Origin of the sequence: Salinibacter sp., assembly GCF_042218895.1 — a bacterium.
Classification (GTDB): Bacteria; Bacteroidota; Rhodothermia; order Rhodothermales; family Salinibacteraceae; genus Salinibacter.
Map to the genome: position 1 here is coordinate 1 of NZ_JBDGQQ010000162.1, position 10,938 is coordinate 10,938.

The 10,938-nt window shown below is 63.6% G+C and carries 7 protein-coding genes; 5 read left to right on the forward strand and 2 right to left on the reverse strand.

Features of this window, described 5'->3' with window-relative positions:
- Positions 1-112: 112 nt before the first annotated feature.
- Together ABEL04_RS13410 and ABEL04_RS13415 are read right to left on the reverse strand one after the other, a co-directional pair.
- Positions 113-2,077: a serine hydrolase domain-containing protein gene (locus ABEL04_RS13410; protein WP_375802901.1), complete on the reverse strand. Its 1,965-nt coding sequence runs from the start codon at positions 2,075-2,077 to the stop codon at positions 113-115.
- 158 nt (positions 2,078-2,235) lie between these two features.
- Positions 2,236-2,829: a hypothetical protein gene (locus ABEL04_RS13415; RefSeq protein WP_375802902.1), complete on the reverse strand. Its 594-nt coding sequence runs from the start codon at positions 2,827-2,829 to the stop codon at positions 2,236-2,238.
- Between the two features lie 740 nt (positions 2,830-3,569).
- Here ABEL04_RS13415 and ABEL04_RS13420 point away from each other — a divergent pair.
- From ABEL04_RS13420 to ABEL04_RS13440, 5 genes are all read left to right on the forward strand, one after another.
- Positions 3,570-3,938, forward strand: a complete 369-nt coding sequence (locus tag ABEL04_RS13420; RefSeq protein WP_375802903.1) for a nucleotidyltransferase family protein — start codon at positions 3,570-3,572, stop codon at positions 3,936-3,938.
- The gene (locus ABEL04_RS13425; protein ID WP_375802904.1) at positions 3,935-4,423 is read left to right on the forward strand and encodes a hypothetical protein; all 489 of its coding nucleotides are present in this window, start codon (positions 3,935-3,937) and stop codon (positions 4,421-4,423) included. The genes ABEL04_RS13420 and ABEL04_RS13425 overlap by 4 nt, the downstream gene beginning before the upstream one ends.
- Before the next feature lie 13 nt (positions 4,424-4,436).
- Positions 4,437-5,435 (forward strand): threo-3-hydroxy-L-aspartate ammonia-lyase, encoded by a 999-nt coding sequence (locus tag ABEL04_RS13430; protein WP_375802905.1) that lies wholly within the window; start codon positions 4,437-4,439, stop codon positions 5,433-5,435.
- A gap of 188 nt (positions 5,436-5,623) precedes the next feature.
- Entirely contained in the window at positions 5,624-7,141 is a 1,518-nt protein-coding gene (locus ABEL04_RS13435; RefSeq protein WP_375802906.1) for a PAS domain-containing protein, read from the forward strand.
- Positions 7,142-7,415: 274 nt separating this feature from the next.
- Positions 7,416-10,817, forward strand: a complete 3,402-nt coding sequence (locus ABEL04_RS13440; RefSeq protein WP_375802907.1) for a PAS domain S-box protein — start codon at positions 7,416-7,418, stop codon at positions 10,815-10,817.
- The last annotated feature ends 121 nt before the right edge of the window (positions 10,818-10,938 follow it).

Consider the following 10,938-nt stretch of genomic DNA (forward strand, 5'->3'; position numbering starts at 1 on the left):
CCAAGGGCGGCTGATCAGAGAGATGTTGGATGCATCCTCTTTCAAGCCGCCTGCGATGACATGGTTTTTCAACCCCTGATTGGCATGAGTGCATTGCTCTTTCGGGCGACACTTAGTACGACCAGACGCGCATGCCGATGAACCCATGGTATGCGAGCCAACCGGCCACCAGCGAGCAGGCCATCGACGTGAGGAACGAGTGCCACCAGATCAGACGATCCTCAGCGGTCTGGTAGTAGCGAAGGCCCTGAACGACCCCCAAGACGGAGAAGATCGCCAGGGACACCGAGCTCCACATCATACTGAGCGTGTACAGATTCGGCTGCGCAAACAGCTCATTGATGTGGGCGGGTTCGTGCAACACCGCAGCGAGGCCCGCGACGAACAGAGCAGCGCTCAGCGTGGCCAGGAGCGGCCACAGTCGCACCTGCAGGGGGTCGCGCAATTCCAGACGGCCGAGCAGCAGGCCCGTCCCCCAGAATCCCGCAAACAGAATGCTTGAGAGCAGCAGCCCCAGCACGACCGCCGAGAGCCCCCACCAGGTCCAAACGATGCCGGCAGAGACCCGCCGAAAGGTCCCGCCCCCGCCTCCGTTGATTTGGAGATACTGGCCACGACCCGTCGTCACGAAGGCGTGAGTGGCAACTGGGGCGTTTCGGCTCCGAAATTGGCCCTCGCCTACCGGAAGCCACGTGCCCGTGCCGCCGTTCCGCACGGGGTCGACGCTGCCCAGGAGCATCTGCTTGACATTCAGGACGAGTTTCGTCGCCGTCACGCGAAGCACCCGGGTCCAGGGCGCGATAAACCGGAGAGCTTCGTAGCGGGGGGCTACGCTGACGTAATAGCCTTCGTAGTTCGCGAGCCCCAACCGATCCGTAGACGTGACTTCGGGAGGGGCCGTACGAAGGTTCCGCGTGAGGTACTGTGCGACAAGATTCTCAATCTTCCAGTGGTCCGCGGAGTAGACGTTGTAGAAGACCGCGTAGCCACGCTCGTGTGCGTCGAGATACCTCGTTTTGGTGACGTGTCCTTCCATGAACGCAGAATGGCCGTGCCACACAAGTCCGTTCCGCACCTCGGTATTGTTCCCCAGTCCCGTACCGAACCTCACGCCGCGTTGCTTGGAGGCGAGGGAGGTTTGCGGCGTTTCCATCCGCCGCACGGAGGCGGGCTGCAGGAGACGATGTCCGTTGAGGCGACCGTCCTGAAGAAGCATCTTCATGAAGCGGGCCATGTCCCGAACATGGAGCTTTGCTCCAACTGCCGGACGCATCAGCATTGGCCGGTACTCCATGGCCTCGTCACTTTCAGGAGTCGCGTAGCCCGCAGCGAGACCTCGGCGACGCACGTCTTTCCGATTGTAGGTGGCCGAACTCATGTGTAGCGGGTCAAAGATCTCTTTTTCCACATACTTCACGAACCGGTCGTCCAGGGTCTGCTGGATAGCATACGCCGCCGCGTTCATTCCAGGGTCCGAATAGGCCGAGAAGCGGCCCGGCGGCCACCGGACGACCTGCGAGTGCGGGTGGTGGTTCACCTGGAGCCGGAGGGGGATCGAGTCTCTCGGGGCGTAGATCTCCGCTGGATGCGTTCCGTCGAAGCCGGACGTATGCTCGAGGAGATGCACGAGGCGGACGGGGTGTTTCTCCGTCCATGGATTCTCAAATTTGAGATCCGGGGCCAATACGCGGAGCTTATCCCTCAGGTCGAGATGGCCCCGTTCCTGCTGCTGAAGAGCCGCCACGCCGATGAACATTTTCGAGTTCGAGCCCACCCGAAACAGTGTACTGTCGGTCATCGGTCGTCCTGAAGAGCGGCGCGCGACCCCAAACCCCCGAGACCAAATACGACCGCTCGGGAGGACCAGCGCCACGGCCACCCCCGGAATGCCTTCTCTGCGGACCAGGGTTTCGATGCTATCGGACAGAGACTGGAGACTCTCTGGTGGTTCCGGATCTCCGGTACCGTTGGCACACACCGGCGTCCCGACTGCAAGCAGCAACACAAATGGGACGAGGCGCTTCATTCTTGGACGGGTCAATCCTGAACCGCATACTCGGCGACAAAGGCCGGACATTGAAACCGGAAACTTTTACTATTTTTAATCTTCCTACTGGTAATACTCAGAGGAACATTAGGCGGGGATGCGTAGGCATGGTGGCATCGATGGGATAAAGTGCCTCCCGTCCGCCACGACCTGGGGGCAACAACTCTGAGGCCCTCCCTCGGCCACGGTCAGTAGCCGATGCCACCTCCTCCTCCGCCTCCCCCACCTCCACCGCTGCCCCCACCCCCACTGCCACCGCCACCGCTTCCGCCCCCACTCCCGCCACTGCCACCGCCACTGCCGGAACCGTCTTTAAATCCTTCTGAGGCAACCACAATGCCCTCTGCGTCAAGACTTCTCACCTCCACCGTGACCTCGCTCATGTGGCTCTCGCACTGGACCTTCATGGGAGACGTGGTTACGTCTCCATTGGTAATTGCACACTCTCCATTTATGTTTGCGTACGTAGCGGCATTGACAGCTTCAGAGCCAAAGTACTCGCTTTCGCTGCTGGGAACCGTTGGGTAGCCCAGTGACTCCAGCTTGATGGTCGCATTGCTAGCAGGAGTCGTCCCTCCTATCTTGTCCACGTCTTTCCCCCCGAATTGCGTAGGCTCCTGTGCGTGGGCCTGCACATCGCTAGCAATCTCGACGGCCAGTTGTGTCAGTGCATCTTTATTAGCCCGGGTCATCCCCTGATCGTACGCTTCTAGGCCCGCCACGGTGGCGAGACCGACAATGACCGTTGCGAGAACGAGCAGAAGAAGCTGTTGCTGTCCCATCAGTCTTGAGAAGTGTCCTTAAAATTATCTACGACATGCTAAGAGGTTGCCACGCAGTGGCGGCGCCGAACTGCATCGATGCCATTTGGCAACGTGCAGCGAGTCCTGTGCTCTCTAGTACTTTTCTTTTTGCAAAAATGATTCCAATCTTTGTACTGCCTTGGGACACTAGAAGAGTATTACTTGATCGGCATAGACAGATCCACTTGTCCGCCCGGAGCCTTGAATAGTTGTTCGAATGACTTCCTTCCTACACCCACGGCTGACCCTGTGCGGACAGTTGCGGCACCTTGGTTATTCTTTATAGGAAATGTGAGGGTTGCTCGGAAGAATTTCTTTCAGGAATTGGGCACGCGTATTCAGAAATCGGGCGCTTCGAGGGATTGGACCCTCCTGGGAGAATGTCACGGCTCGGTTCTATCCAGTGCCGACTCGGGAGCCTGTGGTCTGGAGCGAGGCCCGGGTGAACGTGCGTTGTTCTTCCAGTTGCACTGTCAGTTATCACGCCGTCAGACTGGTTTGGCAGGGACGCGTCGGTGTTGACGTTTCGCCCAAGGTACGGGGGGCTCCTGCGGTTCGCCGAGACACTCCTCCCCCTACTGCGGTACGATTTGTAACTGAGTAGCAATCTTGCCCGTCCAGGGACATTGCCGTTGAACTGCCTTTGCCGGATCTCTCTGCTCGGCCCCCTGTTTGGATATTAATCCTCTCTTCTTCTCTCAGCTTCGCCGTCTCTCCCTATGCCCATTCCCGATCAGGCCCTCGATCGGTACCGGCAAACCCTCCGCCGCCGCGACGCTGAAGCCCGCGTGCGGCAGGAAGAGACCTATCGGCGCGCATGGGACGATGCCCGACGAGCAGCGTCGGTGCTCAAAGAGGAGTTTGAGGCCGAGCGGGTTCTGCTCTTCGGGTCCGTCGCCCGCGAGGAACGCCTGAGCCCCCATTCCGACCTCGACCTTGCTGTGGAGGGTCTCCCTCCGATGGAATACGATCGAGCGGTCGCGCGACTCCAATCTGTATCCTCACAGCGGAGCGTCGATTTGGTCTCCCTCGGCTCGTGCCCCGACTCCCTCCGACAGACCATTCAAGACACCGGCATCGAGCGATGACCGAGGACTATCGTGCCCTGGCAGGACGAATCCGCCAGGACCTCAACGACCTCGACGCTGTCTGCAACCGGGTGGGCGCGATCTGGGAGCGATATCAAGCCTCCGAAGACGAATACTACATCGATGCGGCCGCGCTGAACGTGCACGATTTCTACGCAGGGCTGGAGCGCATCTTCGAGACGATCGCCCGACAGGTCGACCAATCAATGCCGGAGGGACCACACGGGCACGAGGATCTTCTTGATCAGATGGCCCACGCAATCCCGAGTACGCGTCCCGCCGTGCTCTCGTCGGAACTGCGCCGTCGATTGGAGCCGTATCGCGGGTTTCGTCACGTGGTCCGGAACGTGTACGCCGCCGACTTCGACCCCGAACGGATGACGCCCCTCGTCCGCCGGCTCCCCACTGTCCACGGCGAGGTCGCGAATGAGCTTCGAGCGTTTTCCGACACGCTCGAACGCATCGCCGACGAGTCTACGGAATGAATCCCCGACCTGAATGCCCACTCCCCCCACCGACGCCCCCGACTCCCTCGTGGCCTACAGCGACGTCGCCGCCGCGGCCGAGCGGCTCGACGGTGTGGTCCACCAAACGCCCGTGATGACGTCCCAAACCCTCAACGCGAAGGCGACGGCTGAGCTGTTCTTCAAGTGCGAGAATTTCCAGCGCACCGGGGCCTTCAAGATCCGCGGCGGGTACAACGCCGTGTCGCAGCTCTCGCCCGAGGCCAAGGAGCGCGGCGTCATCACCTACTCGTCGGGCAACCACGCCCAGGCCGTGGCGCTGGCGGGACGCCTGCTCGGGGTGGACGCCACCATCGTGATGCCGAAAACCGCCCCGCAGGTGAAGCTCGACGCCACCCGCGACTACGGCGCCGAGGTTGTCCCGTACGACCCCGACGAAACCGTTCGCGAGGAGCTGGGCCGGCGGCTCGCCGAGGAGCGGGGCCTCACCCTCGTGCCGCCCTACGACCATCCGGACGTGGTGGCCGGCCAGGGCACGGTGGGCGATGAATTGTTCGGCCAGGTCGACGACCTCGACGCACTGCTCGTGTGCTGCGGGGGCGGCGGCCTGCTCTCCGGCTGTGCCCTGGCGGCCCGGCACCACGCCCCGGACTGCACGGTCGTTGGCGTGGAGCCGGCGGCGGGCGACGACGCCACGCGGTCGTTCCACTCCGGGGAGCTCCAGACCGTCAAAAACCCGGACACCGTTGCCGACGGGGCGCGGACGCCGTACCTCGGCGACGTGACGTTTCCACTGGTGCTCGAACACGTCGACGACATGGTCACCGTCTCGGACGGCACCCTGGTGCGGGCGATGCATCTGCTCTGGGAGCGGATGAAGATCGTCGTGGAACCGACGGGGGCCCTCGGCGCCGCGGCCCTGCTCGGGGACGCCGTTCCCGGCCAAAACCGCCGGGTCGGGGTCGTCGTGAGCGGGGGCAACGTCGACCTTGCCCGCGCAGGGGCCCTTTTCGACGAGTACGGGGTCGTTTGACCGCGTTGCTTCTCCCTTCTTCCATCCGTGGGGGCCCCGGCCACGCCCGCTGACTCTCGGGCCGCGCGTCGGAAGGGCGAGATGAACGGGATTCGACCGGGCGCTGAACGTGCACCGTTCGGGAGAAATGGCATGTTTCTTGGGGCAAAAAGTGGTGACGTTTGTCGAACCAGTCCCATCCGCCCACGATGCCTCTCCCGGACGATGTGCAACGGCAGTTCTTCACGCTTCCTTCCGCTCCTGAACAGGACCCCACGTTCCGGTCGGCCCTGAACCAGATCCTCCACACCGGGCTCCGGCAGTGCGGGGCCATCGGGCTCGTGGCGGTCCTTCTCTACACAGGACTGAGCGTCTTCGGGCTCGGGTACGACCTGAGCTGGACGTACGACGCCCTTCTTCGCAGGGATATCAGCCAGCGCGTCGTCGTCGCCGGCATCCTGATCGTGGCGGCCCTCAGCGTCATGGGGCTCGTTCTGTCCCAACTCCAGTGCTCCCTGCGCACCGGACGGCTCTTTGGCTGGGGGGCCGTGCTGGTGGCCGCAAGCGTGGCGACATTCGAAGGGGCCGTGCGCGGAACCTTTAGCACCGAGTTCGTCATCCTGGTGTATCTTCTCATCGTTGCGATCATCCCCTTTCGCCCCCTTCAGGTCGTGGGCATCGGGGGGAGTGTCGCCCTGATCGTGTACCTCCTGGGGCCCTCCGGCCCCGCCTGGGTCGGCACGCCGAGCCTCACGCCGGAGATGGCGAAGCACCTGGCGTTCGTAGGGGGCGGATCGGTGCTCATCACCGGGGCGAGCCTGGCCCTGTACCTCCGTCATCGATCCTTCGGGACTGCCCAGGCCTCTCTTCAGAAGAACCGCGACTTCCTCCGCCGGACACAGGACGTGGCCCGGATTGGCGGGTGGGAGTACAATCCCGACACCGATACCTTGAAGGGCACGGACCAACTCTACGATGTTCTGGGGCTTTCGGCCGGGACCCCCCTCGATCTCGACACGTGGTTTCAGTTTTACCCCCCCGAGGTGCGGGACAAGGTCCAAAACGCCCTCGACCACGCCCTCAGTCAGCGCGAATCGTTCGACCTGGAGGTCCCCCTAACCACGGCTGAGAACGACCGCCGCTGGGTGCGCCTCCAGGGGACCGCCCGGACCGACGGCGGGGATACGGTCCGGCTTACAGGCATTCTGCAGAACATCACGGAGCAGCAGGCCATGGAGCAGCGCCTCCACGACCAGGAACGACTGCTCCGCTCCATTGCGGAGAACGTGTCGGACGGGCTCTACCGCACGGTCCCGGGAGAAGGCCTTGTCTACGCCAACCAGGCGTTCGCCGACCTCTTCGGGTACGAAAACGTCGACGAGGTGCTCAAGCAAGACCCTAAGGCGCTCTATGCCCATCCGGAGCAGCAGACCGATCTCCTGTATCCAGCAGACGACGAAGATCATGACGCTCAGGAGGTTGCGTTCCGGCGGAACGACGGATCGACCTTCGTCGGGCTTCTCGGGGGGTCCGTTGTCCGGGATGAACGTGGGACGATCCAGTACATCGACGGCGTTGTCACGGACATCACCGACCTGAAGAAGCGAGAGCGGCGGCTCCAGGGAGAGCGCGACCGCTTCGAAACCTTATTCACGAACCTCCTCCAGAAGAGCGAGCCCCCCGGCCCCCGCGGATCGAGCCCTTCGGAGGCGGGAAGCACCGAGTAGGCGCGCCTCATTCCGCATTCGCGACCAGGGCTCAGCGTCCCTCATTGTCCCGCGGCACCGCGAAGGTTCTACCACCTCTTCGTTACGTTCCTAAACGCGGAGGCGTCCTTAGAACGAGGGGACTGCGAACGACCTGCGGGAAGTCCGCCGAGAGCCTCAAGAACGCCGCAATGCCTCTACTCGACCGTTCGACCGACGCTGGTTCTCTTCTGGGCACGGTAGTTGTGGGTAAAGGACCACGAGGTACTTCCGCGAACGCCCACCAAGCACCGTCATGAGCGCGCTGAACACACGATTTTGGGGCCTCCTCTTTCCCTCTGGAACCCGCGAGCAGGACCCCGACTTTCGATCCGTTCTCACTGATATTCTCCACACAGGGCTCCGGCAGTGCGGGGCCATCGGGCTCGTCGGGTCGCTCCTGTACGTCGGTCTCGGCGTGTTCGGCCTTGGCTATGAGTTGAACTGGACTTACAGGGCATTCAGAACGACGGGGCTGGACGACCGCATCGTCGTGGTCGGAACCCTCATCGTTTCTGCACTCAGCGTCTTTGGGCTCGTCCTGGCCCAGATGGAATGTAGCCTCCAGACTGGCCGGTGGTTCGGGGCCGGCGCGGTGCTCCTGACTGCCTCTGTTGCGACGTTTGAGGGGGCCCTGCGGGGCGTATTCGGGACGGAATACGTTCTCCCCATTTACCTCGTTACGGTGGCCGTCGTGCCGTTTCGCCCCTCGCAGGTGCTCGGAATGGGAGGCACGGTGGCAGTGGTGGTGTACGTCCTGGGGCCGTCCGGGCTTGCGTGGGAGGGGCTGGCAGCTCCCACAGCCGAGATGGCCAAGCACCTCGTCCTCGTCGGGGGAAGCTCGTTCCTCATCACCGGTGCGAGCAGGGCCCTCTACCGTCGCTACCGGGCGTTCGGGGACGCACAGGCCTCTCTCCAGAAGAACCGAGACCTGCTCCGGCGCGTGCAGGCGGTGGCCGAAGTGGGCGGCTGGGAGTACGATCCGGAGACCGGTGAAGCCGACGGCACGGATGAGCTGCATCGCATTCTCGACCTTCCGGACGAGGCCGTCCTCGGCGGCGATATGGGCCTTCGCCTACAGCCCGCTGAGGCTCGGCGAACCGTTCGGGCGGCGATTGAGCGCTGCCTCAACGGAGACGGCCCTGTCGACGTGGAGACGCCTATCGACACGGCAGGGGGGGACCGGCGGTGGGTCCACATTCGGGGACGGACGCGCGAGCGATACGACGGCTCCGTCCGCCTGGTGGGGACCCTGCAGGACATCACCGAGCGGCACGAGATGGAAGAGCAGCTCCGTGAGCAGGAGCAGCAGCTCCGCTCGATCACCGAAAACGTTAGTGATGGGATTTTCCGGCTCACTCCCGGGCACGGGCTGGTCTTCGCCAATGAGGCCTTCGCTCGCATGTTCGGCTACGAGTCGACCAGCGAGGTGCTCGCGGCCGATCCTACGGAGCTGCACGTGCGCTCCGACGACCAGTCGGTGTTCTTCTGGGCCGCCGAAACATCTTCGGCGCCCCAGGAGGTTCGCTTCCGCCGGAAGGATGGCTCGACCTTCACGGGCCTCCTGAACGGTACCGTCGTCCGCGATGAGCTCAGCGGCATGGTAAAGCACGTCGACGGCGCCGTTACCGATATTACGGCCCTCAAGGAGCGCGAGGAACAGTTGCAGCGGGAGCGCGACCGGTTCGAGACCCTCTTCCAGAACCTCCCTACGCCCGTCGTCCAGGGGGTCCTCGTGGACGGCGGCACCCGCGTCCAGACGGTGAACCGGGAGTTCGAGGAGGTCTTCGGGTGTGATGCTCGTTCGGTTCAGGGGACGAACATGTCGAGCCTGATCGGGCCGGAGAATGATTCGCTGGAGATGGAAGAGCTCATCCGAACCGCCTCCGCGGAGGGGCCTCTCCATACTAAGGTAAGCCTGGAGACGCTCGATGGTGTCCGGGACTTTCAGCTGTACTTCGCTGCGCACCACCAGGGGGACCAGCAGCGGGCAGAAGGGTACGCCATGCTCGTCGACGTCACCGAGCGCGAGCGGCGCGAGCAGGCGCTCCGGGAGCGCGAGCAGAAGGTGGGGGCGCTCTATACCGCCACCGAACGCCTCTTCCGGGCCAAACACAGAGAGGAGGTGGTAGAGCGGCTCGAAGGACTCGTGGACGAGACCTTCGGCGGTTCCTTCAGCACGGCGTACTTCCCGGAAGGCAACGGGTCCGTCCCGGCCCGCATGTCCTCCGGGGCAGACGTCTCAAAGGGGGGATTTCTCTCCAACGGCGCCAGCGTAGAGGCGGACGTAATCGAGGCGTGCCGTTCCGGCGAGACCGTCGTTACCGAGAATCTCCACGACGCCGATCTCCCGGTCGACGCCGATCACCTCCAGGGTGCCGCTTTCCTCCCCGTCGCGGAGCACGGCCTCCTGCTCGTCGGCCACGAGGAGGCGGACGGCCTGTCCTCGTTCGACCTTCGCCTCCTGGAAATTCTGTCGACGCATGCCTCCGCCGTGCTCGACCGTCTGGACCACGAGCACGATCTGCGCCGCAGCCAGCAGCAGTTCCGAGGGATTTTCGAGAATGCCGTGCACGGGATCGTGCTGATGGGGGCCGACGGGACAATTCTCAAGACGAATCCGGCTTTTCGGGGCATGCTGGACCTCGAGGCCGAGGATCTACGGGGCCGCACCTTCAGGAATTTCATGCGTTCCGCGGACCCCGAGACCAGCAGGCGTCTGTTCAGCGAACTCGTCGCGGGAGAGCGGGAGAGCTACGAGGTTGAACACCGGTTCACTCGCGACGACGAGCAAGGGTTCTGGGGCGCCCTCACCGTATCCCGGCACGCCGGGCCGGGCCCGATCGAGGCAATCGGGATGGTTGAGAACATCGACGACCGTCGGCGCCGGAACCAGGCGCTGAGGGAGGCAAAGGAGGAGGCCGAGAAGATGAACCGCCTCAAGTCGGCCTTCCTGGCAAACATGAGCCACGAGATTCGAACGCCCCTCACGTCTATTCTCGGCTTCGCGGAGGCCATCGGGGACGCCGTGTCCGACGACCCCAGCGATGCCGACGCCCCCATCGGAGAGTTCTCTCGGCTCATCGCCAAGAGCGGAACTCGCCTCCTTGAGACGCTCGACTCCGTGCTCGACCTGTCGAAGCTCGAAGCCGATTCTATGGACTTCTCCCCAACGGTGGTCGACCTCACCGACGAGGCCCGGGGCGTGGTCGACACGTTCGAGCAGCGGGCGGCGTCGGCAGGGGTGGCTCTTCAGACCGACCTTCCCGACACCGCCGTCCGGGCCTGCGTCGATCAGGGAGCGCTCCGGCGGGTCCAGCGCAACCTCATCAGCAATGCGCTGAAGTACACCGAGGAGGGCGGCCACGCCTGGGTCCGGGTCCGGCAGGCCGACGAGGCCGCGGTACTGGAGATCGAGGACACCGGGATCGGGATGGAGTCGGATCAGGTGGCCGACCTGTTCGATGCCTTCGCACAGGCGTCCACCGGCACCGACCGGTCGTACGAAGGCAGCGGTCTGGGCCTAGCCATCGTCGATCGGCTCGTCGACCGGATGAACGGCTCCATCGAGGTGGACACCGAGAAGGGCGTGGGCACGTGCTTCACCATACGGCTGCCTCAGGATGCCCGTGCCGCCGTGGAGGAGCCCAACGAATAGTGCGTACTGCGTAGTGCGTACTGCGTAAGGAGGCCGCAAACGATACGCAGCACGAAATACGCAATGCGAACTACGCAATACGAAATATGCCCTACGCCACCGCGGGCTCCCGCACGTTCCT

Excerpts from the sequence above, each read along its gene's own strand:
- ABEL04_RS13410 (WP_375802901.1), bottom strand. The coding sequence starts at position 2,077 with ATGTCCGGCCTTTGTCGCCGAGTATGCGGTTCAGGATTGACCCGTCCA.
- ABEL04_RS13415 (WP_375802902.1), bottom strand. The coding sequence starts at position 2,829 with ATGGGACAGCAACAGCTTCTTCTGCTCGTTCTCGCAACGGTCATTGTC.
- ABEL04_RS13420 (WP_375802903.1), top strand. The coding sequence starts at position 3,570 with ATGCCCATTCCCGATCAGGCCCTCGATCGGTACCGGCAAACCCTCCGC.
- ABEL04_RS13425 (WP_375802904.1), top strand. The coding sequence starts at position 3,935 with ATGACCGAGGACTATCGTGCCCTGGCAGGACGAATCCGCCAGGACCTC.
- ABEL04_RS13430 (WP_375802905.1), top strand. The coding sequence starts at position 4,437 with ATGCCCACTCCCCCCACCGACGCCCCCGACTCCCTCGTGGCCTACAGC.
- ABEL04_RS13435 (WP_375802906.1), top strand. The coding sequence starts at position 5,624 with ATGCCTCTCCCGGACGATGTGCAACGGCAGTTCTTCACGCTTCCTTCC.
- ABEL04_RS13440 (WP_375802907.1), top strand. The coding sequence starts at position 7,416 with ATGAGCGCGCTGAACACACGATTTTGGGGCCTCCTCTTTCCCTCTGGA.